The following is a 25266-nucleotide window of genomic DNA, read 5'->3' as shown; positions in this document are numbered from 1 at the left end:
GCAGACAGCACATGCCTAAATAGTATTTATCTATACAGATAAAGCCTTTAATAGTAAGTGATCTGGTAAATTTATATCCTTTTATCTTTTTAAAAGTGCTCCCGCCTTTCTCGTTTGGCGGGGCTTGAGTGGATCGATTCAGTTAAGTCGGTTAAAGTAGAATTGGTTTGGAGAAAAGCTACATATATTATGCTTGAAGTCAAAGTCTAACGCATGCTTTGGATGCTCTCTGCTTAAGTAGAGAAGGCAAAATTTCCTGTTATACCCCGTTTAGCAAATCGCCTTTAGAGGGGTAAAAGGGTAGAGAATTTGTTAGATGTTTAATGCTTTTCAGTCCCAGCTTGGTTAGTTGAGTAAAAAATAATAAGCTTTTTAGATGTGTTCATTGCCTGCTTTTGTCGAGCTGGAGAGCCTTTCGTTGAACGTTACGCAGAATTGGATAACGAATTCCTTGCATGCCTTTGCAGTCAAAGCGATTTGCCATGCCACGAAGAAAAATTCTTGCCGATTATTGGATAGCTTCTTGGACAACACAAGCTTGCAGCTGGTCTAAACGGCGCAAATCCGTTTGACACGCAGGAACTGTTTGAGGGCAGTCGATTAAAGCCGTTTGAGGAGTGCCTGGCACTCTCGGAAACTGACTTTCAACGGAGAGGGAGGGATTCGAACCCTCGACAAGAGTTGCCTCCTGTAACTCCTTAGCAGGGAGCCGCCTTCAACCACTCGGCCACCTCTCCAGCGGCCTACATACCCTACCAATACCCACCTCTAGTGCTTTGTTTTACTTGTCTGGGTTTGGTGTTAAATCACCAGTCTGGGTAGTCGATGTTTGAAGCTGCAGAGCACCTCCCATGGAATTGATCCACTCAGATCACTCCATTGTTGTGGTGTAATACAGGCGTCACCGTCCTTGCCTAGGAGGGTCACGATGCTTCCCACCTCTAGGTCGGGATGATTTGTGGCATCAAGCACGAGTTGATCCATGGTGATGGCGCCAACCTGTGGGAGAAGCTGACCATCGGCTATGGCAGAGATTTGGCCTGATAGGGATCGGCTAACCCCGTCGGCATAGCCGATTCCTACGACGGCTAGGCGACTGGGGCGTCGTGTGGTGAAGCGATGGCCGTAACTCACTCCCACACCTGCAGGCACATCCCTTATCAATGTCACCCTTGCTTTGACGCTGAGAGCTGGCTGAAGGTCTACTTTTCCTTGTAGTTGGAGGTTGGGGCTGTGGCCATACAGAGCAAGACCAACGCGCACCATGTCGTAGTGGAGTCCGCGATCGCGAAGGGTGCCGGCGGAGTTGGCAAGGTGCCGCGTAAATCCATTGTGTTGCTCTGGCAGCGTTCTTAGCACCGTCTCAAAGTGTTGCTGCTGCTGATCCGTCACCATTGCGGCTTTCCCTTGGAGATCCCCATCTGCCAGGGCTAAATGGCTATAGATACCCTTTAATTCCAGTTGATTGAGGTGGCCTATCGCCTCCACCAGCCTGGGAGCTTCCTTTAGCTCGCAGCCGAGGCGGGTCATCCCAGTATCGATTTTGAGCTGAATCCTGAATTGCCGGCCGCTGCCATCTGCAAGGTTTTGGCAGAGCAGAGCCTCTCGCATACTGCTGAGGGTGGGCATGAGTTGCCAATGAAGGCAAGCTTTCAGGTCTTCGCTATGGGTGAGATTGCCTAGCACAAGCACTGGGGCATTGTGGCCGGCTTGACGAAGCTCAATCCCTTCTTGGAGGGTTGCTACTCCAAGGCTTTTTGCTCCTCCTTGCAAGGCGGCTCGGGCTACGGTTAAAGCGCCATGGCCATAGCCATCAGCTTTCACCACGGCCATCAGGGCACAACTTTCACACAGGTGTCTCCGAAGGCTGCGGCAATTGGCTTCCACAGCTGCGGGATTAACTTCCACCCAGGCGCGCTGACGTGGATCGGCTTGTGCCATCTGCTCAGGGTTTTTGCCCCTAGGCAGATCACCGTGTGGGGCGATCAGGTCTCGCATGCTGGCAGGGTAAACAAGGGAATGACCTCACCCTTGGAGTGTCGGTAGCATGGCGCTTAATCAGGGGGCTGGCATGAGCCAGGTTCTCGTCCTCAACGCGTCCTATGAGCCTCTGAATATCACCACCTGGCGACGCGCCCTGGTGATGATGTTCAAGGGCAAGGCGGAGAGCCTGGAACAGGATTCTTCACGCATGGTTCGCGAGGACACCATGCTCCCTACGGTGATTCGGTTGCGGCATTTTGTTCGGGTGCCTTTTCGGCAATTGCCCCTGACGCGTCGAAATGTGTTTTTTCGCGATGGTCATTGTTGCCAATACTGCGGTTACCAAGGAGAGAAACTCTCCATAGATCATGTGATCCCTCGCAGCCGTGGCGGTAGCGATACCTGGGAAAACGTCACCACGGCTTGCTTGATTTGCAATGTACGCAAGGGCTGCCGTACTCCTCAGGAGGCTGAAATGCCTCTGCATCGGTTGCCGCGGCGACCACTCAGCAGTCTCAGTTTTGAGGCGACTCGACAGATTCACTCGGGCCGACACAGCGAGTGGGAAAAGTATGTAATCGGCTGGGGCTCTGGTGATACCAGCCTCAATGTCAGTCTTCCTCTTGATGACTGAGTTCTTCCAGTTGATGGCGTTGCTCTTCGGCAATGCAGGCGCCGATCAGCTCTTCCAGCTGGCCAGTCAGCACTGGCTCGAGGGAGAAATTGCGTCCTAATCGGTGGTCAGTGGTGCGATTGTCTTTGTAGTTGTAGGTGCGGATCTTTTCGCTGCGGTCGCCAGTTCCCACTTGGGCTCTTCTCGTTGAGCTTTCACGCGCGTTGGCTTCTGCAATTTGTCTTTCCAGCAACTTCGCTCTCAGGATTTCCATGGCACGTTCTCGGTTCTGCAGTTGGGAGCGTTGCTGGGTGCAGAACACCCTGATACCGGTGGGCTTGTGGAGCAGGTCCACTGCCGTTTCAACCTTGTTGACATTTTGTCCGCCAGCCCCGCCTGAGCGAGCAGTGCTGATTTCTAGTTCGCTGGGATCGATCTGCACTTCCACTGCATCAGCTTCTGGCATCACAGCCACTGTTGCTGTGGAGGTGTGCACTCGACCTTGGGATTCTGTAGCAGGAACTCGTTGAACTCGATGCACGCCGGCTTCGAATTTCAGTTGGCTGAAGACGGCATCGCCTTTGATTGAGAGGATGAGTTCACGGAATCCCCCCAAATCGGCCTCTGTTGCACTCAACGGTTGGACTGACCAGCCAATGCGTTGACCGTAGCGCTCATACATGCGGGCTAAATCACCTGCCCATAGGCAGGCTTCGTTTCCGCCTGCACCGGCGCGGATCTCCAGCATGACGCTGCGTTGATCACGAGGATCACTTGGGAGTAGGGCCAGGGTGAGGCGTCTCACCAAGACTGTTTTGCGTGCCTCTAGTTGTTGCAACTCTTCCTGGGCTAAAGACTCCATGGCGTCATCACCCCTACTTTCTCGCAGTAGCTGCTTGGTCTCTTGCCATTCCTGCTCCACATGCTGGAGTGCTTCAAAATCGAGTACGAGGGGTTCCAGTCGTGCTCTTTCTCGCGCAATACTTTCAAGAAGTTTGGGATCAGCTGCCACATCGGGATCAGCTAGCTGGCGCTCCAGACTTTGAAAACTGGTCTTGGCTGTTTCCAGCCGAGTGATGAGGGTTGAAGAGTCCATACCCATCAACAGCGGATGTTATTGGCACCCGGCGAAGTCTTTGAGGACAACAGCTCAGTCTTCTTTAGAGGTGTTGTCCTTGTTGTTATTTTTGGGGTCTGTTTTTTTTTCATCCGCAGCAGCATCGGCACTGCCCATGCCGTACTTGCGCATGAAGCGATCCACGCGTCCTTCAGTATCAAGAATTTTCTGGGTACCGGTAAAGAAGGGGTGATTACCACTCCATACATCAACGTGGAGTTCTGGTTGGGTGGACCCGGTGGTCATCACCACCTCTCCATTGCAGATCACCTTTGCGTCGGGATACCAGTTGGGATGAATATCAGGTTTAGGCATATCAGGATCAGGAGATGGCAGTCCGGGAAAAGTAGGAGGGGTGAAGGATCAGCGCTTGGAGAACTGAGGAGCTTTGCGAGCTTTCTTGAGGCCGTACTTGCGACGTTCCTTGGCGCGGGGGTCTCTGCTGAGATGGCCTTCAGTTTTGAGCGGTTTACGGTTGTCTGCCGATAACTCACACAGGGCTCGTGCCGCACCCTGTTTGATGGCGTCGGCTTGGCCGGTGAGTCCACCACCGTGAACGTTGACGAGGACGTCGTATTGCTCGTTTAGACCAAGGGTTTGCAGGGGTGCTTTCACTGCCGCGAGATAAGCGGGATTGAAGTTCAGATAGTGGTCACCGGGGCGTCCATTGATGGTGATGGTGCCAGTGCCAGGGACAAGACGAACGCGGGCAACTGAGGTCTTGCGGCGGCCAGTGCCCCAGTAGACAACGCTGTTATTGGAACTGCTCATTGCGATGAAGCGGCGGGATTGAGCTGAAGGGTTTGGGGTCTCTGTGCGGAATGGGGATGTTCCGGGCCGCGGTAGACCTTGAGTTTGCGGAACAACTGTCTGCCAAGAGCGTTGTGTGGAAGCATCCCTTTAATGGCTTTTTCGACGATGCGTTCAGGTAGACGATCCTGCAACGCTTGGAAGGTTTCAACCTTCATCCCCCCGGGACGACCAGAGTGACGGCGGTAGAGCTTTTGATTTGACTTGTTGCCGCTGACTCTGATTTTGTCCGCATTGACCACCACAACAAAGTCACCTGTATCCAGGTGAGGGGTGAAGCTTGGCTTGTTCTTGCCGCGCAGCACGGAGGCCACCTCAGTAGCAAGTCTGCCGAGTGTCTGATTCTCTGCATCCACCAGAAACCACTGGCGTTCGATCGAATCAATTGAGGGAACGGAGGTCTTGTTCATCACGCCGGCATGCCGGTTCGGAGATGCACTTATCTCAAGGGATAGTGCTGGGCAGGGAGCATCAGGCACATTTAGGTCTGAGCCTGATCAAACTCGATCTTTAACTTTAGCCTTTCATGGGAGCAAATCCAAAAAGATCACTCATGGAATGGTTCGCGAAGCCCTTGTGCTTGCCTTAGGGGTGAGGCGTTGTAGTGGGAGTTCAGCTTGACTCCGGTGCAGATGGAGGATCCAAAGGAGGATCATTTGCTCCGAGGGAATAGCGCGGTTGGCAGTCATGCCAACCGCCTTTAGAGAAAATGTCTTCTTCGTATCCTGCACGCAGGAGGCAAAGACCCTGAGCTGGTGCCGCTTCTTTCACTTCTTGACGGCGTTTCTCCTTCCAGCGCCGCTCAAAGGTCTCAAGATTAAGTCGGTGTTCGCCTAAGGCCACCAATTGGCCCATCAACAGCCGCACCATGCCATAGAGGAAGCCGCTGGCTTGGATCTCAATCATTATTAAATCTCCCTGCCGCTCAATCTTTACTTCCTGAATTGTGGTGCGGGCATGGGCTCGTCGACTACCAGTCCGTTGAAAAGCGCTGAAGTCTTGCAACCCAAGGAGCCCCTCTAGAGCCATTTGCATCATGGTTTCATCAAGACGAACGTGGTAGCGGTGCCAGCTCCAGGGGGTGAGGAACAGATTGGGTCGCCGACCGTTGTAGATCGTGTAGCGATATCTTCTGTATATGGCTGAATGACATGCATGCCAGGAGGCTGGGCGTGCTACTGCTTCCCGCACACGAATCGTGCTAGGTAGTCGTCCGTTTAGAGCAGGTGCCCAGCGTTCGGCTGGGATGGGCCCACAGCAATCGAAGTGCACAACTTGGCCCGCAGCATGGACACCAGCGTCTGTGCGACCTGCTGCAACGGCTTGAATAGGCCTGTGAGGATCAAGCTGGGAGATTGCCTCTTCAAGTACTTGTTGAACGCTCACCGCTTGCGGTTGACGCTGCCAACCGCAAAAGTTTGAGCCTTCATATTGCAAGCTGAGGCCAATACGTCGAACTGGCGTACTTTTTGGCAGTTCGACTTTGGAGTTAGGGAACATTGCTGATCAGTCCAGCATGTTGTCACTGTTCCCAGGCTTTAGACCAACTCTATGATTGCCATCTCAGCATTGTCGCCGCGGCGAGGCACCGTACGGATGATGCGTGTATAGCCCCCTTGACGATCGCCATAACGGTCTTGGGCCTTGTCGAAAAGCGCATGAACCAGTTGCTTGTCGTAGATGTATCCGATGGCGCGGCGTCTTGATGCCAGGCTTCCGTTCTTCGCAAGAGTGATCATTCGTTCAGCTTCGTCCCGAAGGGCCTTGGCTCTGGCTTTTGTTGTTGTGACACGGCCTTCACGGATGAGTTGAGTGGTCAGACCGCGAAGCATGGCTTTGCGTTGATCAGTTGGGCGCCCAAGCTTTGGGACTCGACATTGGTGACGCATGGTTCTCGGTTGTGCGCTGGGGCGGGAATGTAAAAACGGCTAGGCGCTGGTGCGGCTTTGTGGAATTGAGATGCCGATGCGCTCTAGGGCTTCGATGACCTCGTCTGCAGACTTTGAGCCGAAGTTCTTGATCTCAAGCAGGTCTTCGTAGCTGAAGCCCATCAGATCAGAAACTGAGTTCACCTGGGCTCGCTTGAGGCAGTTGTAAGCCCTTACAGAGAGGTTGAGCTCTTCAAGGGGGATCTGTGATTCAGCGGAAGGCTCGGGTTCCAGGCCTGGTTCTTCCACCATGGTGACGGTGGCAAGGGGCTGAAAGAGTTCGATCAGTAGGTTGGCTGCCTCTGCAAGGGCATCATCTGGTGTAGTTGAACCATCGGTGACAATTTCTATGCGCAGCCTCTCGCGGGTCGATCCTCCTTCTGCGACGGCAGTCTCGTCGATGGTGAAGTTCACCCGACGGACGGGCATGAACACAGCATCGATCTGAAGTAGATCAATGGCGCTTATGTCTTCGTGGTGGCGATCAACAGGCCGGTAACCGATACCCCGCTCAACATGAACTTCTAACTCAAGGCTGTGACCCTCATGCACAGTGGCAATTTGCCGGTCTCCATCTACTACTTGGACTTGTGAGGAGAACTGCAGGTCTTTAGCTTTGACCTGGGCAGGGCCGGTAACAACAAGTCGCCCAATCTCTAGTTCACTCGTTCGACTGTTTACCGACAGTTGTTTGCAGTTCAACAGGATGTCGAGCACATCTTCTCGGACTCCTGGGATGGTCGCGTACTCGTGGTTGACACCGGCAATGCGCACAGCTGTGATTGCGCTGCCCTCAAGGCCCCCCATCAGCACCCTGCGGAGGGAATTGCCAAGCGTGGTGGCTTGCCCGCGTTCGAGCGGTCCAATGAGGAAGACGCCTGTTTGGGCGCGATCATCGGCAACTTGATGCTCGATCCGGTCGATCTGGTATTGCAGCACGGTCTGAAGCGGGGAGAGAGGGCAGGAGCTAGGGATTGAAACGCGGTTCAGACGCGCCGGCGTTTGGGCCGACGGCAACCGTTATGGGGGAGTGGGGTGACGTCTCTAATAAGAGTGATTTCGAGGCCTGCCACCTGCAGGGCGCGGATGGCGGTTTCACGGCCGGAGCCGGGTCCACGGACTAGTACCTCGATCTGACGCATGCCCTGTTCGAGTGCCCTACGAGCTGCAGCTTCAGCTGCAGTTTGAGCGGCAAAGGGTGTGCCCTTACGAGCACCCTTGAAGCCACTGGCTCCAGCAGATGACCAGGCGATAACTTCCCCAGCTGTATCGGCGATTGAGACGATCGTGTTGTTGAAGGTGCTCTGAATATGTGCAACCCCATTGGGGACGTTGCGCTTGGTTTTTTTGGAACCTGTTTTTTTGGTGGGTTTGGCCATGGGCTGGGGCCTGGTAGATACGGTTTTGGGAGGGTCTGCCTGAGCAGCTCAAATAGATGTTGCTTATTTTTTCTTGCCAGCCACGGTTTTGCGTGCGCCGCGCCTGGTACGTGCATTTGTTCTGGTGCGTTGACCGCGAACTGGGAGGCTCATGCGGTGTCGACGTCCCCGAAGGCAACCGATATCTTGCAGTCGCTTGAGGGCCATGCCTTCTTGGCGGCGAAGGTCTCCTTCAATCGTGAAGGCTTCTAAGGCCGTACGCAGCTTCTGCACATCTCCATCTTCCAGATCCTTGACTCGGATGTCCGGATTGACGCCAGATTTCGTCAGGATGGTTTTGGCGCGGGTTAGACCAATTCCATAGATGTAGGTGAGTGCAACTTCAACCCGCTTGTCACGGGGTATGTCTACGCCAGCAATCCGTGCCACTTAGCAGTTAATCGAGGGGGATAGGGGTCGCCGATGGTGGCGAGAAAGGTTGGTGATGATTGAAGGCCCAATTCAGGGGTGTTCAATCAACAATGAGCAACAGGGAGTTATCCCTGACGCTGCTTGTGCTTAGGGGTGGAGCAGATCACCATGACCCTGCCGTGGCGGCGGATCACCCGGCATTTGTCACACATTTTCTTGACCGAGGCACGCACCTTCATGGAGTGTGGCTCTCCAAATTTCCAAACGGCAACCATACCACGTAGGTCAACATAAGGATTTTTCGATGCTGATAGCGATTGATTCGATACTGCCGTGGGCTTCCACCGTTTGCAGCAGTCCTTGTTGGCGGTAATGGTCGATGAGGGGGGCTGTTTTCTCACGGTAGACCTCAAGGCGATTACGAATCACGCTTTCGTTGTCATCACTGCGGCCTCGGGAAATTAACCGTTCAATTAACACTGCATCGTTGAGTTCCAGTAGTACAACAGCCTCAATTGGTTGCTTGAGTTCCTCAAGTAAGGGTTCGAGTGCTGTGGCTTGGATCAAGGTGCGTGGAAAACCATCCAAGAGCCAACCACCATTTTGGTTCTTGAGTTGATTCTCGACGATGGCGAGCACCAGCTCATCGCTGACCAGCTCGCCTCGGTTCATAACAGCAGCAGCCTCCTGACCAAGGGGTGTTTTGGCGCCGACCTCAGTACGCAGTAAATCACCAGTAGATAGGTGCATTAATTCATGGGCTGCGCAGAGACGTTCAGCCTGGGTCCCTTTGCCTGCGCCAGGGGGCCCTAGGAATAGGAGACGTTGCTTCATGGATGGCAAAAAAGGGCTTTCAGACGAAGTGGGGAATCGTTCATTGGCGTACAAGGCCTTCGTAGCGTTGAGAAATCACATAGGTCTGAACTTGTTTTGCGGTGTCGATGGCAACACCTACAAGGATCAGCAGTGACGTAGCTCCGAGGCCTTGAAAGGTCTGAACGTTGGTAGCGCGTTCCACCGCAGCGGGAATGATCGCAACTGCACCGAGGAACAATCCGCCCAGTAGGGTCAGTCGGTTCTGAACCCCGGATAGGTAGTTCGCTGTAGCACTGCCTGGCCTCACTCCTGGGATTGCCACGCCTCCCCGTTTGAGGTTTGTGGCGATGTCTATTGGATTGATGGTGAGTGAGGCGTAAAAGTAAGAGAAGCCGACAATCAGCGCGAAAAACACCAAGGCATAGGGCCATGGATTAGCGGCACTTGGGTTAAGAGTGCTTGCAGCCCTGATGAGTAAAGGGTTTTTGGTGAAGTTTGCAATGGTGATTGGTAGAAAAATCAGTGCAGAAGCAAAGATGATTGGCATCACACCACCAGCATTCAGCTTCAGAGGTAGATAGCTCTGGCGGTTTGGTAGCAAATTGGTTCCACCTATCTGTCGTTTTGCGCTCACAATCGGCAGACGGCGTGATCCTTCCTGCACGAAGATGATCCCAACGATTGTCATTAGGAAAACCATCACGAGCACAATGATGCCGACCACATCGCCGCGATCGCCGGTTTGTGCTTTTTCAATCGTTGAAGCAAGTGCTTTTGGCAGGGTGGCAACGATGTTCAGGAAGATCACAAGGGAGGCCCCTTGACCAATCCCTCGGTCAGTGATGATTTCGCTCATCCACATCACGATCATCGAGCCTGTTACTAATGCCAGGGATGTCTGCACGACAAAGACGACCTCACTGAGCCCTTCAACGGCGTACTGGCGGAGGATCAGGGCAAAAATCACACTTTGAACTAGACCCCAGCCAAGAGCTACATAGCGCGTGATCTGTGCGATCTTGCGACGACCAGCCTCGCCTTCGTTTTTTTGCAGGTCCTCGAGTTGGGGTAAGGCTGCGGTGAGTAACTGGAGAATGATTGAGGCGTTGATGAATGGGAGGATCCCAAGAGCGAAAATCCCCAGGGTGGAGATGCCTCCACCGGTGAAAATATCTAGAAAGCCGATCAGTTGTCCGCCCTGTTGCAGGAAGCTCTGAAAGGCCACCCGATCAATACCTGGCATTGGGATGTAGATGCCGAGGCGAATAAAAAGCAGTAATCCCAGGGTGGTCAGCACTCTGCCGCGCAGCTCTGGATTGCGCACCAATTGGCTGATGACTTCAGCGGCACTGGGGTTGCGACCCCGACTGACGAACATTGAGAGAAGGGATTGGGAGGGTTTGAAGCAATAGAGCAGTCCGTTGACTGAAGACTTGTCGGACTGCTCAGACCATAGACATGCAGGTGTATTGACTTGGCATCGTTTCAGTCAAGGGTTTCGCATGTGCCGCCAGCGGCTTCGATCTTGCTGCGGGCTGTAGCTGTGAATGCAGCGGCCTGAATGGTCAGCTTGACTTTGAGTTCTCCATTGCCAAGTACCTTTAAAGGGTATTTGGGACTAGTGACAACACCATTTTTCACAAGGCTGTCGAGATTAATGGTGGTACCCGCCTTGAGCTCATTGAGGGCCGCTACGTTCACCACAGTGAACTCTTTTGAGTTCACTGTGGTGAAGTGTTTGAGTTTGGGTACGCGCCTATAGAGAGGCATCTGGCCGCCTTCGAAGCCAGGGCGGGTAGGGCGACCAGATCGGGACTTTTGGCCACGCATGCCGAAACCACAGCTTGCTCCTTGGCCAGCGGCAATACCACGACCTTTACGCATTTTGCGGCGCCTTGCACCTACGTTGGCTTTGAGAGAGTTGAGTCGAAGAGTAGTCATAGGGGAATCAGGAGTAGATCTGCTCGAGGGAGATCCCCCGTTCCTTTGCGGTCTCCTTATGGGTGCGGAGACTTGCCAGAGCCACCATGGCAGCTCGGGCATTGTTTAGAGGGGTTTTGCTGCCAAGACGCTTGGCTAGAACGTTTTTGATTCCGGCTAATTCCAGAACTGTGCGAATTGAACCGCCTGCGATGACCCCTGTTCCTGGGGCAGCGGGGCGGATTAGCACGTTGGCAGCACCATCGCGTCCGTTGGACAGGGTGGGGATGGAGTTGTGACGAGTGAGAGGAACCTTGACCAGGTGCTTCTTGCCATCAGCAACACCCTTGCGAACAGCACCGATCACATCGCCGGCTTTACCGACTCCAACACCCACTTGGCCACGCTCGTTGCCGACAACCACAATGGCCCGGAAACTCATCTTTTTCCCACCTTTTACGGTCTTGGAGACGCGGCGAATCTGAACGACTCGTTCTTGCCATTCGGAATCACGCTCTTGGCCACGGCGGTCGCCACGGCGTCCGCCACCTCTGCGCTCTCGTCCCCCGCCACGGCGTTGCTGTTGTTGTTCTTGTTGGCCTTCCGCAGCTGCGGGGACGTCATTTGGGGTGGTCTGGGTGTTGGGTTGGGTCATGGTGAGAGCAGGGATCAGAACTGAAGGCCCGCCTCACGGGCGGCATCGGCGAGGGATTTCACTCGGCCGTGGTACAGGTTGCCGCCGCGATCGAAGACCACCTGTTGGATGCCCTTGGCGAGGGCGCGTTTTGCGACTAAGTCCCCGACGGCATTGGAGGCGTCACAGCTGCTGCCATCGGCTTTAAGGCTGGTGCGTAAGTCCTTGTCGAGAGTCGAGGCGGCGCAAAGGGTGTTTTGGGCCTCGTCATCAATAACCTGGGCATAAATGTGGTTGTTGGAGCGGAATACAGCCAGGCGCGGACGCTGGGCGGTGCCCTTGAGATGGCGCCGCAGGCGCCGATGGCGCTTTTGGGTCTGCTGCTTTCGGGAGAGGTTAGACATGGTGGGTAATGCGGAGGGAAGTCAGGCTGACCTCTATTTCTTGCCGGATTTGCCGGCTTTGCGCAGGATCCGTTCGCCCTCGTATCTGATCCCCTTGCCCTTGTAGGGCTCAGGAGGACGAATGGCTCGGATCTTTGCAGCTTCGTTGCCCACCAGCTCCTTGTCTGCACCTGAGACGGTGACGTTGGTGTTGTTCTCTACTGCAAATGTGACTCCTTCGGGTGGGTCCATTTCTACCGGATGGCTGAAACCGGCACTCACTACAAGCTTTTTCCCTTTCACTTGTGCACGTGAGCCCACACCGATGAGTTCTAGTTTGCGCGTGTAGCCCTTGCTCACCCCTTCAACCATGTTGGCGACAAGCGAGCGACAGAGACCGTGACGCTCACGCGACTTACGTTTCTGACTTGTGGGTGTAACCACAATTGTGTTCTCCACCTGACTGACGCTGACGCCTTCGGGAAGGGTGCGGCTCAGTTCTCCCTTGGGGCCCTTGACGCTGACTGCAAGACCATCAAGGGTTACAGCCACCTTGTCGGGGATGGGGATGGGATTTTTACCGATACGAGACATGGTTCAGGTTCCTGGTCAGTACACGTAACAGAGCACTTCTCCGCCAACGCCCTGTTTGCGGGCATCGCGGTCGCTCATCACGCCTTTGGAAGTGGAGATGATTGCCATCCCAAGGCCACCAAGGACCTTGGGTAGGGCACGGGTGTTCTTGTAGATGCGCAGGCCTGGCTTGCTCACCCGCTGCATTGAGCGGATGGTGGGATGGCGGTGTTTGCCGCTGTACTTCAATTCGAGGACTAGATGGGTAAGTACACCTTCACCTTCTTCACTGATTTCAGAAATGAAGCCCTCTTGCTGTAGGACTTTGGCAATACTGCGTGACATGCGGGAGGCAGGAACGCGGGTTGTTTGGTGACGCTTTTCACTCGCATTGCGAATGCGTGTGAGCATGTCTGAGATTGGATCGTGGTTGGCCATAGTTCAGTCGTCTCCGAAGAGGGCTTAGTTGCTGCGGAACGGCATTCCCATCTCTCGGAGGAGGGATTGGCCCTCTTCATCCGTACGGGCGCTGGTCACGATGGTGATGTCCATACCCCTGATGGCATCGATCTTGTCGAAGGAAACTTCAGGGAAGATGAGTTGCTCCCTCACTCCAAGGGTGTAGTTTCCACGGCCGTCAAAACTCTTTGGGCTGACACCTCGGAAGTCCCTGATTCTGGGCAGTGCAAGATTGATCAGGCGCTCCAGGAAGGCATACATCCGCTCTCCGCGGAGTGTGACGGCGCAACCTATGGGCATTCCCTGCCTGATTTTGAAGCCAGCGATGGCCTTCTTGGCCCTAGTCACGACAACTTTCTGGCCAGTGATAGTAGCCAGTTCAGTAATGGAGGCCTCCAAGGACTTTGCGTTTTGGGCGGCCTCACCGAGCCCTCGGTTGACGGTGATTTTTAGCACCTTGGGGACTTCGTGAATATTCGAGAGGCTTAGATCCTTCAGCAGTTTGGGCTGAATGGTCTCCCGGTAGCGCTGTTTGAGTGACATGGCTTGGTGGAAGGGTTCTTCTGGACGTGGTCAGAAGATCGGGGATTGGGAAGAAAGGGACGTTGGTGGGCTGGAAATTGTGATTTAGATGGCCCAAGGTTCTGTGGTTGGAGCTGTGATTAGTCGATCAACTCTCCGGTCCTTTTGAGGCGGCGTTTTTTGCTGCCGTCTTTTTCGACAACCAGCGCCACACGACTGGCGATCTTTTTGTTATTGGAATAGAGCATCACGTTGGAGGCGTGTACGGACGCTTCCTCTGAGACAATCCTGCCGCTTTCTCCCTCTTGGGTGGGTTTGACGTGACGGGTGCGAATGTTGACGCCCTGCACAATCACGCGGTTCTCTATGGGCAGAGTGCGTAGCACTTCGCCAGTTTTTCCTTTGTCCTTGCCTGTGATGACTTGGACGGTGTCCCCTTTATGGATGCGCATCTTGATGCGCTGAGTGGTTTTTTGTTTGGGGGTTGTGATAGGCATTTCAGATCACCTCCGGAGCGAGGGATACGATTTTGGTGAAGTTGCGCTCGCGAAGTTCCCGAGCCACCGGCCCAAAAACACGAGTGCCTCTAGGGTTTTTGTCCTCGTTAATGAGCACTGCGGCGTTGTCGTCGAAACGAATCGAGTTGCCAGTATCTCGGCGCAGGGTTGCTTTTGTGCGAACCACCACAGCTTTGACGACCTCGGATTTCTTGACGCTCATATTCGGCATCGCGTCTTTTACAGCTGCCACGATGATGTCGCCTACATGGGCATAGCGACGGTTTGAGCCCAGCACACGGATGCATTGGATTCGCTTGGCGCCACTGTTATCGGCAACAGTGAGGAAGGATTCCTGCTGAATCATGTGGAGACCTCTTGAGCTTTGGGACTGTGGCTGAGGACTTCAGCAACCGTCCAACGCTTTGATCGACTGATAGGACGTGTCTCAGTGATTCGCACGCGATCACCGATGCGGCAGGTGTTACCAGCGTCGTGGGCTTTATAACGGGTGGTTCGGCTGACCGTCTTCTGGTAGATGGGATGAGGGAAGCGGTTTTCCACCGCTACCACTACTGTTTTGTCCATCTTGTCGCTGACGACGGTGCCGAGCCTTTCCTTGAGTGCCATGGGTTCTAAGGGAAAAAATCAGGAGGCGGCGGCGGAGCGGCTGCGCTCCTTCTGCACCGTTAACAGCTGAGCCAGCTTGATGCGGGACTCTTTGAAGCGGTGCGTATTGCTCAGCTGCCGGGTGGCTTGCTGAAAGCGGAGATCGAAAAGCTCTCGGCGGATGCCATCGATCTGCTCTGTGATGTCGGCGTCGGTGAGTTTGCGCACCTCGGCGGCTTTGGGATGGGCCATGGGTTAGGACTCCGCGGTGATGGCAGGCACACTGGCAGGCTTGTCGCTACCAGTCACCTTCTCTTGGTCGTCCAGGCCGATGAACTTTGTCTTGATGGGTAGTTTGTACTGGGCAAGGCGCATGGCTTCCTTAGCAATGTCTTCCGTGATCTCTTCACCGCCCATTTCGAACAGAATCCGACCTGGCTTAATGACGGCAACCCAAAATTCAGGGTTGCCCTTGCCAGAGCCCATGCGTGTTTCAGCGGGACGCATAGTGACTGGCTTGTCTGGAAAGATCCGGATCCAGATCTTTCCACCCCGTTTGACGTAGCGGGTCATGGCTCGGCGGCTGGCCTCGATTTGGCGTGAGGTAATCCAGCCACATTCCTGGGCTTGCAAGGCAAACTCTCCAAAGGCAATGGTGTTGCCCCTGGTTGCGACGCCGCGCATACGGCCTCGTTGTTGTTTGCGGAATTTGACGCGTTTTGGACTCAGCATGGTTCAGGCCTCCTCATCAACCCTCGTTTGAGCGATCTTCGAATTGTTGGGGTCGACGATTGCCCCTGCGCCGTGGGCTTGCACCCACAGGCAATGACTGGGCCTCGTCTCCCAGTACTTCGCCTTTGAAGATCCAGACCTTGATGCCTAGTACTCCGTAGGTAGTGCTAGCTACTTTTGTGGCGTAGTCGATCTCGGCGCGAAGGGTGTGTAGAGGCACACGGCCTTCGCGGGTCCATTCGGTGCGAGCGATTTCGGCGCCGTTGAGCCGACCACCAACCTGGATTTTTAAGCCCAGTACACCCGCTCGCTGGGCCCGTTGTACGGCCATGCGGATGGTGCGGCGGAAAGCGACTCGCTTCTCGAGCTGCTGGGCGATGTACTCGGCCAGCAGGAAGGCATCGGCATCGACTCGCTCGACTTCGACGACGTTGATCCGAACCTGTCGACTGTGATCACCGATGGTTTTTTGGATGCCGGTTCGTAGCTCTTCGATGCCACTGCCCTGGCGGCCAACGAGCACACCTGGTCGTGCAGTCTTCAGCTCCACTTCGAGTTGGTCGGCCTTGCGGGCAATCAACACATCGCTGATGCCTGCTGCGCCGTACTTCTTATGGATGAATCGACGGATCCTGTCGTCCTCCTGAAGGAGGATGGGGTACATCTTGCTGGTGGCGTACCAACGAGATCGGTGCTCCTGGGTGATCCCCAGGCGTAAGCCGGTTGGATGGATTTTGTTTCCCATCGGTCGGTGTCCTCGGGGGTCAGGAGTCGGTCTGGGCTGCCACAGCAATGCTGATGTGGCAGGTTTGCTTCTTGATCGCGAAAGCGCGACCTTGAGCTCGGGGCCGATAGCGCTTCATGGATGGACCCATGTCGGCGCTGGCTTGGGCAATCACAAGCGATGCTGGATCAAGACCCAGGTTGTGCTCTGCATTGGCCACAGCTGACCTCAGAACTTTTGTGATCGGGCCAGTGGAGCGGTAGGGCATGAACTCGAGCATGATCAGCGCGTCGCGATAGGTGCGACCGCGGATTTGATCGAGCACCCGCCGTACCTTTGATACGGAGCCGCGGATGAAACGGCCGTGGGCCTTGGCGATAGTTGTCGTAGTGGGTGATGAGGTCGTCATGGTCTCAGCGGCCTCCTTTTTTGTCTTTGATGTGGCCTTTGAAGGTGCGGGTGGGAGCAAATTCACCCAGCTTGTGTCCAACCATCTGCTCGGTGATGAACACCGGCACATGGCTCCTGCCGTTGTGAACGGCAATGGTATGGCCGATCATCATGGGCAGGATGGTGGAGGCTCGAGACCAGGTTTTGATCACCGACTTGTCATCGTCAGCATTTTGCTTTTCCAGCTTGCGAAGCAGGCTGTCAGCAATGAATGGGCCTTTTTTTAATGAACGTCCCATGGCGGGTTAAGCGAACGGCAGAACAGTGAGTGACATCAGGAATCGCGTCCTCCACGGCTTCGTTTGGAGGTGCGGCGACGTTTCCGAAGAACGAACCGGTTGCTGGGCTTGTTCCGCTTACGCGTCTTGAGACCAAGGGCAGGTTTGCCCCAGGGTGTCACCGGGCCTGAACGGCCGATCGGTGCACGCCCTTCGCCACCACCATGAGGGTGGTCACAGGGGTTCATCACACTGCCGCGAACTTGGGGGCGTCGCCCTAGCCAACGGCGACGCCCAGCCTTGCCCAGGCTGGTGTTACGCACTTCCGAATTGCCTACTTCTCCGAGAGTGGCGTAGCACTCATGGCGCACAAGGCGGACCTCAGTGGAGGGCAACTTGAGAGCGACGTAATCACCCTCCTTGGCCATGACTTGTGCACTTGATCCGGCCGTACGCGCCATCTGGCCACCACGGCCGGCATAAAGCTCAACGTTGTGGACGCTGGAGCCAAGAGGGATGGCTGAGAGTGGCAAGGCATTGCCTGTCTCGATCGGTGATTCCGGGCCTGAAATCAGCTGCTGACCAATGGTGATCCCGTTTGGAGCAAGGATGTAGCGCTTCTCTCCATCGGTGTAAAAAAGCAGTGCTAGGTGGGCATTGCGATGGGGGTCGTAATGGATCGCCGCCACTTTGGCCGGAATGCCGTGCTTATTGCGACGGAAATCGACAATGCGGTATAGGCGCTTGTGCCCGCCACCGCGATGGCGGCAGGTGATAACACCTCTGTTGTTGCGACCCTTGCGGCGATGTTTCGCCACCACAAGAGAACGCTCGGGTTTACGGCCGGTGACCTCATTGAAGTCTGTGACCACCCTGGTGCGTGTTCCTGGGGTGTAAGGGCGGAAGGTACGGATTGCCATGATGTTTTCAGACCCCTCAGGACTCAGGGAAGAGTTGGATCGTGTTGCCTTCGGCAAGCCGCACGATGGCTTTTTTGACCTGGGCTCGCTTGCCGGTGAAACGACCCACTCGACGGCTGCGTCGAGGAGGATTCATGGTGCTGATGCCGACCACACGGACGTCGAAGAGTTGTTCTACGGCTGCCTTGATATCAGGCTTGGCGGCACGATGGTCAACCTCAAAGGTGTACTGGTTTTGTTCCAGTGCGCTGGTCGCCTTTTCTGTGATCAGTGGACGGCGGATCACATCCGCCAGCCGATCGTTGAAACGTTCAGTCATCTCCGTAAACCTCCTGGATCTTTGCGAGAGCCTCCTCGCTCAGCACCAGAGAATTGGCGTGGAGCAAATCGAAGACGTTGAGTTGATCGGCGGCGATCAGTTTCACCTTTTCGAGATTGCGCACGGAGCGTCGGATGATCTCGGAGGGTGTGGAAAGAATGATCAAAACCTTTGCATCTGCGGCAAGGCCGAGCCTTATAAGGGCGTCTGAGATCTCTCTGGTCTTGGGGACCTTCAGGCTGTTGCCAAAGTCTTTGACCACAATGACGTCCTCAATACGGGCCATCAGCGCGGTGCGTAGGGCCAGACGACGTTCCTTTCGGTTCATCGCCAGGTTGTAGGTCCTTGGCTTTGGTCCGAAGATGATGCCGCCGCCTGGGCGTAAGGGGGTGCGGATCGTTCCCTGGCGGGCACGGCCGGTGCCCTTTTGCTTATAGGGCTTGCGTCCACCACCACGAACCTCGGCACGAGTGAGGGTGCTTGCCGTTCCCTGACGGCTATGGGCCTGCTGCCTGAGCACTGCACGGTGCATGAGATCAACAGCCGTGGTTTCTTTAGAAACTTTGAGTGCAAGGCTTGCCTTGCCGGCTTCCTTGCCCTGCCAGTCGTGAACAACACATTCAGCCATCACTTACCTCCTTGAGCAGGCTTGTTGCCTACGCGTTTTGCGGGTCTGATGTTGAGCAGGGCGCCTGGCTTGCCAGGCACCGACCCCTTCACCACCAGGAGATTGCGGTTGCTGTCCACTTTGAGGATGGTGAGTCCACGGGTGGTGCGCTTTTTGCCGCCGTAGCGGCCAGCCATGCGTTTGCCTGGATAAATCCTTCCTGGAGTCGTTCCAGCACCTGTGGAGCCTGGCTCTCGATGGTTTTTGGAACCGTGGCTCATCGGACCACGGCTGAAGCCGTGGCGCTTTTGATAACCAGCGAAACCACGCCCCATCGTGTCGCCGCTGACGTCTACCTTCTGGCCAGCTTCAAAGCTGCCGACGGTGATCGCCGCTCCTAGCTCTAGCCCTTCAAGGCCCTCGACGCGATATTCGCGTAGATGCTTCAAGAGAACCTCGCCAGATTTGGTGAGGTGCCCTTTGGAAGGCTTGTTGATCAATTTTTCGCGGGTATCACCGAAACCGATCTGAACGGCGGCATAACCGTCGATTTCAGAAGTCTTGAGTTGGGTGATGCGGCAGGGACCCGCCTCGATCAGGGTGACCGGGATGGCTCTGCCTTGATCGTCGAAGAACTGAGACATGCCCAGTTTCTTCCCAAGGATGCCGATTGACATGGAGGGTAAAAACGCCAGCGTGGATGTCCGCCGTCCGTTTTCCGGTCGGGGGGTTGTGATTCAGTGCTGATCAATGGAGCGCAGTCGTCGCCGAAAGACCTTGTGCCGTAAGAAACGGCGGCTGAGGCAATTTCGGATAGGGCTAGCGAGCAAATCAGCTGGCTGGGACTTGGTCGACCTTTTGAGTCAATCAGTTTCCCGGCAGTTATAGGGATAAATCCCTTTTCTGCTCTGGCCTAAGGATCCGGCGCAATCGTCGGATCTGATTCGTCTTCTGGAGGCCCGGCTAGCGGACGGGCACAGAAATAGGAACCAAACTAAGACCTTACACCACTACTTACGCCAATTAAATATTTTCCGAACCTGCTGGCAGACTCATGGCTACTTGAGTGATGTCGTCATGCCGCTGTTGCTTTCTGGTCGGGTGTTTCGCCGTGACCTGGATGCTTGCGGCTGTCTGGCCATGCATGTTCCCCTTGAAGGTGGCAGTGAAACCCGTTTGCTGCGAAGGCTTCGGGCTGCTGGATACCGCACCCAGCTCAGCTCAGCTCGGGGGCTTGGCGATCCGGAGGTGTTTCTGTTTGAGCTGCACGGCATTCGGCCTCCTCATCTCGGGCATCAAAGCGTTGGGCGCAATGGGGCTGTCGGTGAGGTTCAGCAGGTGATGCCCCAGTTGGCTGAATTATTTGTCGACAACGCTCCTGTGGTGCTCTGGCTTTTGGAGGGGCAGGTGCTGTCAAGATCTGAGCTCTTGGCGCTTTGTGATCTTTGTAAGCGTGAGTCGCGTTTACGGGTCGTTGTTGAGATGGGTGGTGCTCGCAGTTTGAATTGGCAGCCGATGTCCACTTTGCTCGCGGACTGAACACTATTCCTTCTAACCCTTTCCAGCAGAGTGCTCTTCGCGGTGAGCTCGCCCTGGCCAGTGGGTCTTGGGTGAAGTTGATCTGTGGTGCCAGCAATCAGGATTTGCTTGCCATTACAGACCTTTGTGCGGTTTTTGCCGCGGCTGGTATTCATTGTGTGGATGTGGCGGCCGATGCTGCCGTTGTCAGGGCAGCTCGTCAGGGGCTTGATTGGGTGCAAGCGCGGAGTGGTTTTCGTCCTTGGTTGATGGTGAGCATCAGTGATGGCAAGGATGCCCATTTTCGAAAAGCTTGGTTTGATCCTGCTCGCTGTCCAAGCGATTGTTCGCGGCCTTGTCAACATGCTTGTCCTGCTGAGGCTATTGGTGAGCAAGGGGGGGTTCAGTTAAGCCGTTGTTATGGCTGTGGACGATGTCTGCCGACTTGTCCGCTTGGTTTGATCGATGAACATGACCGGCGACTTGAACTGAAAGATTTCGGACCTCTGTTGGCGGAATTGCATCCTGATGCAGTCGAGATCCACACGGCACCTGGGCGGGCTGAGGCCTTTGAATCCACAGTTGCAGAGCTGATGTCGGCTCAGGTGCCTCTGCAGCGGATTGGGGTGAGCTGTGGCCTTGAGGGGCATGGGCTCACGGTTGAGGCTTTAGCAAGTGAGTTGTGGCAAAGATATGTTTGTTTAAGGCGTTCTGGGCAAAGACCTCTTTGGCAGCTTGATGGCCGACCCATGAGTGGCGATATCGGGTCAGGAACGGCTCGAGTTGCTGTAGCGCTCTGGCGGAAGCTGCGGCCATTGGCTCCGCCTGGCCCCCTCCAGTTAGCGGGGGGCACCAATGCCCACACGATCACCTATCTCTCTACTGAGCATGGGCCGGCAGGCATTGCTTTTGGCGGCATGGCTCGTCGTCTCCTTCAGCCCTGGTTGCTTGAAGCACAGGCCAGGCATGTGAGCCTGAGAGAATGGCCTGAGGGTTGGCAAGCTGCTCTTGCGCAGGCAGAGCAGCTTGTTCGTCCATGGCTGTTCCGTCAATCTGGGTCGTAAGCCTGCTAGAAGGCCATTACTGGAGCCATCTCCGCATGGCTGGGGCTGAGGGCCATGAAGCCAAAGCGTATTACTGATGATCTAGACCGATTGTTGGATTTGTTGCCTCTTGCGGTTCAGCAGGCTTTGGCGACACCCAATAGCCGGGAGGATTTACTTGAGGTGGTCTTGGATCTCGGCAGAGTGCCTGAAGCACGCTATCCGGGACGAGCGCTTGCGTTAGGAGAGCAGTGCCTCACGCGCGATGACCTGCAAACCACTGTTGATCGATTGGGTCAGTTTGGTGCTGACAACCGTGCTGGTATTGAACGAACTCTGCATCGCATCAGTGCTATTCGTAATCGCCAGCGAGAGGTGGTGGGCCTCACCTGCCGTGTGGGAAGGGCCGTTTTTGGCACCGTGGCAATGGTGAGAGATTTACTGGATAGTGGTCAATCGCTCTTGTTGATGGGGCGCCCAGGAGTTGGTAAGACCACCGCGCTGCGTGAGATTGCCAGGGTTCTTGCTGATGATCTGCAACGCAGGGTTGTGGTGATTGACACCAGTAACGAGATTGCTGGTGACGGGGATATTCCCCATCCAGCTATTGGTCGGGCCAGGCGCATGCAAGTGTCACTGCCAGAACAACAACATCAGGTCATGATTGAGGCGGTGGAGAACCACATGCCGGAAGTCATCGTGATTGATGAAATCGGTACGGAGCTAGAGGCCCAGGCTGCGCGCACGATCGCTGAACGGGGGGTGCAGCTTGTGGCTACGGCCCATGGCAATGCTTTGGCGAATTTGATCAAGAATCCAACCCTTAGTGATCTTGTTGGCGGGATTCAGGCTGTCACTCTTGGAGATGAAGAGGCAAGGCGGCGACGCACGCAGAAGACTGTGCTTGAGAGGGCTGCTGAGCCCACTTTCCCTGTGGCAGTTGAAATCAATACTCGCAATCGTTGGTCGATTCATGCCGACGTGGCTGCCACTGTTGATCAGTTGCTGCGCGGACAGTTGCCACGCCCCCAGTTGCGGGAGCTGGGCTCTGATGGATCGGTGCGGCTCGTGGATGCGCAGCCGAGTCGATCATCTTCACCACGTCCTGCTCTGGCAGCGGTCCCACTGCCGGATCCAAACGCACCTTCTCCTAGAGCGGCTCCACCTGCCCAAGATCATGCTGAGGCGATCTCTGCTGAGCGTGCAGATCACAGAGCACTTCAGGTGCTCTGTTGTGGAATCACGCCCCAACTGGTGGATGAGGCTATTCGTCGTCATGGCTGGCCTGTTCGTTGGGTGGATGACCTCCATGAGGCTGACGTTGTGCTCAGCATCCGTAAGGGACTCGGCCATCAGCCAACTCTGAGACGTCAGGCGCGTGAATCACGTGTGCCGGTCCTTGTGATTAAGTCCGACACATTGCCTCAGGTAGAGCGTGCGCTGGAGCGGCTGCTAGCACGTCGCGCTGGGCCGCAAGATCAGATCTCACATTCAGAGTCTCAGGATGGTGATCAGGAAGATGCCCTGGCTGCACTTGAAGAGTGCAGATTGGCTGTGGAAAAGGTAGTGCTGCCCTATGGACGACCGGTGGAGCTCTTACCCCGTAGCGAGCAGGTTCGTCAGATGCAGGTTGATTTGGTGACGCGCTATCGCCTCAGTAGTGATGTTTTCGGCCAGGCGGAACAACAGCGATTGCGGGTTTATCCCCCTTGAAATGGCTCTGCTTGAACAGCATGCATTGACGAAGGTGGCTTCAATGTGGGTAACTATCTGGATTCCAGTGAAGTCTCCTCTGCGCGGCTAATGATCTGGATCATTGGGCCGTCGCCAAGTGGTAAGGCAGCGGGTTTTGGTCTCGCCATTCCTAGGTTCGAATCCTAGCGGCCCAGTTTCTCAATCCTCAGTTGACGTCTCGCTCCCTGTTGGTTTTCGACTTTGACGGTGTCATTGTTGATGGGATGGGCGAGTACTGGTGGAGTGCCCGGCACGCTTGTCTGCAGTTAGTGGGTCTTGACTTTGGTCCAGACCCTTTGCCCGATGCTGCTCCTGAAGCTTTTCGTTTGCTCCGGCCCTGGATCCATCAGGGTTGGGAGATGGTGCTTTTGGCGGCAGAGCTGCTGCGCTCTGATGGACCCTTGCTGAGGCATGGAGCTAAGGCCTTTTCGGTCGATTATCACTTGCGATGTCAGCAGGCTTTAGAGGCTTGGGGATGGCAGCCAGGTCAGTTGCAGGAGGCCTTGGAGCAGGTGCGGCGGAGTGCGCTGGAGGCCGATCGGTTGAATTGGCTGGCCCGCCACCGCCCTTTTCCTGGTGTGATTGAGCGTCTTCGTGGCCTCCACGATGAAGGCTTCGACTTGGTGGTGCTCACCACCAAGGGGGCCGAGTTCACCGCTGAACTGTTGAAGTGCTTTCAACTTGCTCCTCATGGGTTGTACGGCCATCAGTCGGGCAGTAAGCCTGAGGTGCTGCTGCGGTTGGCGGCGGAGCGACCACTGCGGGGCTTCGTGGAGGATCGTCGTGCCACCCTCGAGACGGTGCTCGCGACGCCCGGACTCTCTTCTCTGCCTTGCTATCTGGCGAGTTGGGGCTACCTCAAGCCGGAAGACTCTCGGACCTTGCCCATGGGTATTCGCCTGTTGGAGCCAGAAGCTTTGGCGGCACCCTTGGCGAGTTGGCCCTGATCCGTTAGGGTACGTCTGTACTATCTGGGACGGTTCGCGGTTGTGGTGGTATTGGACTCTTTGATCGGTGTCCGTCAGCTTTGCCGCAGTGTTTTTTGCTTCGCCTAGGTCAGCAGTCGACGGTACTCGTTTAATCCTTTATTTACCATTGCTATGTCAGTTGACGTGAAATCAGCCCAATCCTCTAAGTCTGATTCCCTCCAGGTTGAACCCCGTCCAGGTGAGCGGGACAAAGCTCTCAATTTGGTGCTTGGTCAGATTGAACGCAATTTTGGCAAGGGTTCGATCATGCGCTTGGGGGATGCTTCTCGGATGCGGGTGGAGACCTTCCCTACAGGGGCACTGACCCTTGATCTTGCCCTTGGCGGTGGGTACCCGAAAGGACGAGTCGTGGAGGTGTACGGCCCGGAGAGTTCCGGTAAAACCACCCTCACCCTGCATGCCATCGCCGAGGTACAGCGTCGTGGTGGCGTCGCAGCTTTTGTGGATGCCGAGCATGCGCTCGATCCGGTCTACGCAGCCTCTTTAGGAGTGGATATTGAGAACCTGCTGGTCTCGCAGCCGGACACGGGGGAGATGGCTCTGGAGATAGTCGACCAGCTTGTGCGCTCTGCCGCCGTTGATATCGTTGTTGTGGATTCCGTTGCTGCGCTCACTCCTCGGTCTGAGATCGAAGGTGAGATGGGCGATTTAGCTGTGGGTAGCCAGGCCCGTCTGATGAGTCAGGCGATGCGCAAGATCACTGGCAACATCGGCAAATCTGGCTGCACTGTCATTTTTCTCAACCAGTTGCGTCTCAAGATAGGCGTCACTTACGGCAACCCGGAGACGACGACTGGTGGCAATGCTCTCAAGTTTTACGCCTCCGTACGTCTCGATATCCGTCGTATTCAAACGCTCAAGCGCGGCACGGAGGAGTATGGAATTCGTGCCAAGGTGAAGGTGGCTAAAAACAAGGTAGCCCCTCCGTTTCGTATTGCTGAGTTCGACATTCTTTTTGGTCGTGGCATCAGTACCTTGGGTTGCTTGCTTGACCTAGCTGAAGAAACTGGTGTTGTTATCCGTAAGGGTGCCTGGTACAGCTATGAGGGCGACAATATCGGTCAGGGACGTGACAACACGATTACTTGGCTTGAGCAGAATTCTGAAGCCCAGGAGCAGATTGAAGTTCTTGTGCGTCAGAAACTCACTGAAGGGTCTGAGGTGACCGCTAATTCCATGCGTCCGTTGGCGGCTGCGGCGCGTACTGCGGCTAAAAAACCTGTCGTCAGCTTGGCATCTGAAGCTGCTTAAGACTGGCTAAAAGAACGAGACAACCCAAGAGCTCTTTGAGGGTCTTGGGTTTGTTACTGAAGAGAGGGATTTGGGATGATTGATGTTTTCTTTCCCCAGTAGTTTCT

General features: G+C 55.3%; 37 protein-coding genes and 2 tRNA genes. 7 read left to right on the top strand and 32 right to left on the bottom strand.

What is annotated here, in order from left to right:
• Positions 1-648 precede the first annotated feature (648 nt).
• Together SIB41_RS08720 and alr are read right to left on the bottom strand one after the other, a co-directional pair.
• Positions 649-737, bottom strand: a tRNA-Ser gene (locus SIB41_RS08720).
• 64 nt (positions 738-801) lie between these two features.
• Positions 802-1998: an alanine racemase gene (gene alr, locus SIB41_RS08715; protein ID WP_413358236.1), complete on the bottom strand. Its 1197-nt coding sequence runs from the start codon at positions 1996-1998 to the stop codon at positions 802-804.
• Between the two features lie 73 nt (positions 1999-2071).
• On the opposite strand from alr, the gene SIB41_RS08710 reads away from it, so the two are divergent.
• Positions 2072-2617, top strand: coding sequence for an HNH endonuclease (locus SIB41_RS08710; protein WP_413358234.1), 546 nt, complete (start codon positions 2072-2074; stop codon positions 2615-2617).
• Here SIB41_RS08710 and prfA read toward each other — a convergent pair.
• The 30 genes from prfA to rplC form a co-directional block, all read right to left on the bottom strand.
• Entirely contained in the window at positions 2595-3692 is a 1098-nt protein-coding gene (gene prfA / locus SIB41_RS08705) for a peptide chain release factor 1 (RefSeq protein ID WP_011131128.1), read from the bottom strand. The two genes, SIB41_RS08710 and prfA, sit on opposite strands and share 23 nt — an antisense overlap.
• A gap of 54 nt (positions 3693-3746) precedes the next feature.
• Positions 3747-4028, bottom strand: a complete 282-nt coding sequence (gene rpmE / locus SIB41_RS08700) for a 50S ribosomal protein L31 (protein ID WP_413358232.1) — start codon at positions 4026-4028, stop codon at positions 3747-3749.
• 48 nt (positions 4029-4076) lie between these two features.
• On the bottom strand, positions 4077-4484 hold the full coding sequence (gene rpsI / locus SIB41_RS08695) for a 30S ribosomal protein S9 (protein WP_011826929.1): 408 nt from the start codon (positions 4482-4484) through the stop codon (positions 4077-4079).
• The gene (gene rplM, locus SIB41_RS08690; RefSeq protein ID WP_063420408.1) at positions 4481-4933 is read right to left on the bottom strand and encodes a 50S ribosomal protein L13; all 453 of its coding nucleotides are present in this window, start codon (positions 4931-4933) and stop codon (positions 4481-4483) included. Before rplM ends, rpsI begins: the two co-directional genes overlap by 4 nt.
• Positions 4934-5135: 202 nt before the next feature.
• The gene (gene truA / locus SIB41_RS08685) at positions 5136-6023 is read right to left on the bottom strand and encodes a tRNA pseudouridine(38-40) synthase TruA (RefSeq protein ID WP_413358230.1); all 888 of its coding nucleotides are present in this window, start codon (positions 6021-6023) and stop codon (positions 5136-5138) included.
• 38 nt (positions 6024-6061) lie between these two features.
• Complete coding sequence (rplQ, locus tag SIB41_RS08680; RefSeq protein WP_011131123.1) at positions 6062-6412, bottom strand: 50S ribosomal protein L17; 351 nt, start codon at positions 6410-6412, stop codon at positions 6062-6064.
• Between the two features lie 39 nt (positions 6413-6451).
• Complete coding sequence (locus SIB41_RS08675; RefSeq protein WP_413361481.1) at positions 6452-7390, bottom strand: DNA-directed RNA polymerase subunit alpha; 939 nt, start codon at positions 7388-7390, stop codon at positions 6452-6454.
• Between the two features lie 47 nt (positions 7391-7437).
• Positions 7438-7830 carry a 30S ribosomal protein S11 gene (rpsK, locus tag SIB41_RS08670; RefSeq protein WP_011131121.1) on the bottom strand — a complete coding sequence of 131 codons (393 nt, stop codon included), beginning with the start codon at positions 7828-7830 and terminating at the stop codon, positions 7438-7440.
• Positions 7831-7893: 63 nt separating this feature from the next.
• Positions 7894-8259: a 30S ribosomal protein S13 gene (gene rpsM / locus SIB41_RS08665; protein ID WP_011826925.1), complete on the bottom strand. Its 366-nt coding sequence runs from the start codon at positions 8257-8259 to the stop codon at positions 7894-7896.
• 107 nt (positions 8260-8366) lie between these two features.
• Positions 8367-8480, bottom strand: a complete 114-nt coding sequence (gene rpmJ, locus SIB41_RS08660; RefSeq protein WP_011131119.1) for a 50S ribosomal protein L36 — start codon at positions 8478-8480, stop codon at positions 8367-8369.
• A 46-nt stretch (positions 8481-8526) separates the two neighbouring features.
• Positions 8527-9075, bottom strand: a complete 549-nt coding sequence (locus SIB41_RS08655) for an adenylate kinase (RefSeq protein WP_063416812.1) — start codon at positions 9073-9075, stop codon at positions 8527-8529.
• 40 nt (positions 9076-9115) lie between these two features.
• A complete protein-coding gene (gene secY, locus SIB41_RS08650; RefSeq protein WP_413358227.1) occupies positions 9116-10435 on the bottom strand; it encodes a preprotein translocase subunit SecY in 1320 nt (439 codons plus the stop codon).
• Positions 10436-10542: 107 nt separating this feature from the next.
• On the bottom strand, positions 10543-10998 hold the full coding sequence (gene rplO / locus SIB41_RS08645; protein WP_413358225.1) for a 50S ribosomal protein L15: 456 nt from the start codon (positions 10996-10998) through the stop codon (positions 10543-10545).
• A gap of 7 nt (positions 10999-11005) precedes the next feature.
• Positions 11006-11632 carry a 30S ribosomal protein S5 gene (gene rpsE, locus SIB41_RS08640; protein WP_063420402.1) on the bottom strand — a complete coding sequence of 209 codons (627 nt, stop codon included), beginning with the start codon at positions 11630-11632 and terminating at the stop codon, positions 11006-11008.
• A gap of 14 nt (positions 11633-11646) precedes the next feature.
• Entirely contained in the window at positions 11647-12015 is a 369-nt protein-coding gene (gene rplR / locus SIB41_RS08635) for a 50S ribosomal protein L18 (protein ID WP_011131114.1), read from the bottom strand.
• A 33-nt stretch (positions 12016-12048) separates the two neighbouring features.
• Positions 12049-12588: a 50S ribosomal protein L6 gene (rplF, locus tag SIB41_RS08630; RefSeq protein WP_011131113.1), complete on the bottom strand. Its 540-nt coding sequence runs from the start codon at positions 12586-12588 to the stop codon at positions 12049-12051.
• 15 nt (positions 12589-12603) lie between these two features.
• Positions 12604-13005, bottom strand: a complete 402-nt coding sequence (gene rpsH / locus SIB41_RS08625) for a 30S ribosomal protein S8 (RefSeq protein ID WP_011826917.1) — start codon at positions 13003-13005, stop codon at positions 12604-12606.
• 24 nt (positions 13006-13029) lie between these two features.
• A complete protein-coding gene (gene rplE, locus SIB41_RS08620; RefSeq protein WP_011826916.1) occupies positions 13030-13569 on the bottom strand; it encodes a 50S ribosomal protein L5 in 540 nt (179 codons plus the stop codon).
• Between the two features lie 119 nt (positions 13570-13688).
• Positions 13689-14045 carry a 50S ribosomal protein L24 gene (gene rplX / locus SIB41_RS08615; protein WP_063420400.1) on the bottom strand — a complete coding sequence of 119 codons (357 nt, stop codon included), beginning with the start codon at positions 14043-14045 and terminating at the stop codon, positions 13689-13691.
• Position 14046: 1 nt separating this feature from the next.
• Positions 14047-14412, bottom strand: a complete 366-nt coding sequence (gene rplN / locus SIB41_RS08610) for a 50S ribosomal protein L14 (protein WP_063420399.1) — start codon at positions 14410-14412, stop codon at positions 14047-14049.
• The gene (gene rpsQ / locus SIB41_RS08605) at positions 14409-14675 is read right to left on the bottom strand and encodes a 30S ribosomal protein S17 (RefSeq protein WP_011826912.1); all 267 of its coding nucleotides are present in this window, start codon (positions 14673-14675) and stop codon (positions 14409-14411) included. The genes rplN and rpsQ overlap by 4 nt, the downstream gene beginning before the upstream one ends.
• Before the next feature lie 18 nt (positions 14676-14693).
• The gene (gene rpmC, locus SIB41_RS08600) at positions 14694-14906 is read right to left on the bottom strand and encodes a 50S ribosomal protein L29 (protein ID WP_413358223.1); all 213 of its coding nucleotides are present in this window, start codon (positions 14904-14906) and stop codon (positions 14694-14696) included.
• 3 nt (positions 14907-14909) lie between these two features.
• On the bottom strand, positions 14910-15386 hold the full coding sequence (rplP, locus tag SIB41_RS08595) for a 50S ribosomal protein L16 (protein ID WP_413358221.1): 477 nt from the start codon (positions 15384-15386) through the stop codon (positions 14910-14912).
• 16 nt (positions 15387-15402) lie between these two features.
• Positions 15403-16131, bottom strand: a complete 729-nt coding sequence (gene rpsC, locus SIB41_RS08590) for a 30S ribosomal protein S3 (RefSeq protein WP_413358219.1) — start codon at positions 16129-16131, stop codon at positions 15403-15405.
• Positions 16132-16150: 19 nt separating this feature from the next.
• The gene (gene rplV, locus SIB41_RS08585; RefSeq protein ID WP_011131104.1) at positions 16151-16519 is read right to left on the bottom strand and encodes a 50S ribosomal protein L22; all 369 of its coding nucleotides are present in this window, start codon (positions 16517-16519) and stop codon (positions 16151-16153) included.
• A gap of 4 nt (positions 16520-16523) precedes the next feature.
• Positions 16524-16799 (bottom strand): 30S ribosomal protein S19, encoded by a 276-nt coding sequence (gene rpsS, locus SIB41_RS08580; RefSeq protein WP_011131103.1) that lies wholly within the window; start codon positions 16797-16799, stop codon positions 16524-16526.
• Positions 16800-16834: 35 nt separating this feature from the next.
• The gene (gene rplB / locus SIB41_RS08575) at positions 16835-17698 is read right to left on the bottom strand and encodes a 50S ribosomal protein L2 (RefSeq protein WP_063420396.1); all 864 of its coding nucleotides are present in this window, start codon (positions 17696-17698) and stop codon (positions 16835-16837) included.
• 16 nt (positions 17699-17714) lie between these two features.
• On the bottom strand, positions 17715-18017 hold the full coding sequence (locus tag SIB41_RS08570) for a 50S ribosomal protein L23 (RefSeq protein ID WP_011131101.1): 303 nt from the start codon (positions 18015-18017) through the stop codon (positions 17715-17717).
• On the bottom strand, positions 18010-18645 hold the full coding sequence (rplD, locus tag SIB41_RS08565) for a 50S ribosomal protein L4 (RefSeq protein ID WP_413358217.1): 636 nt from the start codon (positions 18643-18645) through the stop codon (positions 18010-18012). The genes SIB41_RS08570 and rplD overlap by 8 nt, the downstream gene beginning before the upstream one ends.
• Positions 18645-19301 carry a 50S ribosomal protein L3 gene (gene rplC, locus SIB41_RS08560; protein ID WP_011131099.1) on the bottom strand — a complete coding sequence of 219 codons (657 nt, stop codon included), beginning with the start codon at positions 19299-19301 and terminating at the stop codon, positions 18645-18647. Before rplC ends, rplD begins: the two co-directional genes overlap by 1 nt.
• Positions 19302-19701: 400 nt before the next feature.
• On the opposite strand from rplC, the gene SIB41_RS08555 reads away from it, so the two are divergent.
• The 6 genes from SIB41_RS08555 to recA all read left to right on the top strand — a co-directional run bounded on the left by SIB41_RS08555 (position 19702) and on the right by recA (position 25159).
• Positions 19702-20163 carry an NAD(P)H-quinone oxidoreductase subunit N gene (locus SIB41_RS08555; protein WP_413361479.1) on the top strand — a complete coding sequence of 154 codons (462 nt, stop codon included), beginning with the start codon at positions 19702-19704 and terminating at the stop codon, positions 20161-20163.
• 71 nt (positions 20164-20234) lie between these two features.
• Positions 20235-21206: an LdpA C-terminal domain-containing domain gene (locus tag SIB41_RS08550; protein WP_063416938.1), complete on the top strand. Its 972-nt coding sequence runs from the start codon at positions 20235-20237 to the stop codon at positions 21204-21206.
• Between the two features lie 54 nt (positions 21207-21260).
• A complete protein-coding gene (locus tag SIB41_RS08545) occupies positions 21261-22898 on the top strand; it encodes an AAA family ATPase (RefSeq protein WP_413358215.1) in 1638 nt (545 codons plus the stop codon).
• Positions 22899-23002: 104 nt separating this feature from the next.
• A tRNA-Gln gene (locus tag SIB41_RS08540) sits at positions 23003-23074 on the top strand.
• A 15-nt stretch (positions 23075-23089) separates the two neighbouring features.
• Positions 23090-23866 (top strand): HAD family hydrolase, encoded by a 777-nt coding sequence (locus tag SIB41_RS08535; RefSeq protein ID WP_413358213.1) that lies wholly within the window; start codon positions 23090-23092, stop codon positions 23864-23866.
• A 153-nt stretch (positions 23867-24019) separates the two neighbouring features.
• Positions 24020-25159, top strand: a complete 1140-nt coding sequence (recA, locus tag SIB41_RS08530) for a recombinase RecA (RefSeq protein WP_063405128.1) — start codon at positions 24020-24022, stop codon at positions 25157-25159.
• Positions 25160-25266 lie beyond the last annotated feature (107 nt).

It is taken from the genome of Prochlorococcus sp. MIT 1201, assembly GCF_047303415.1.
Taxonomy (GTDB): Bacteria; Cyanobacteriota; Cyanobacteriia; order PCC-6307; family Cyanobiaceae; genus Prochlorococcus; species Prochlorococcus marinus_D.
The sequence above is the reverse complement of the archived record's forward strand: the minus strand, read 5'-3'. Positions and strand labels throughout refer to the sequence as shown.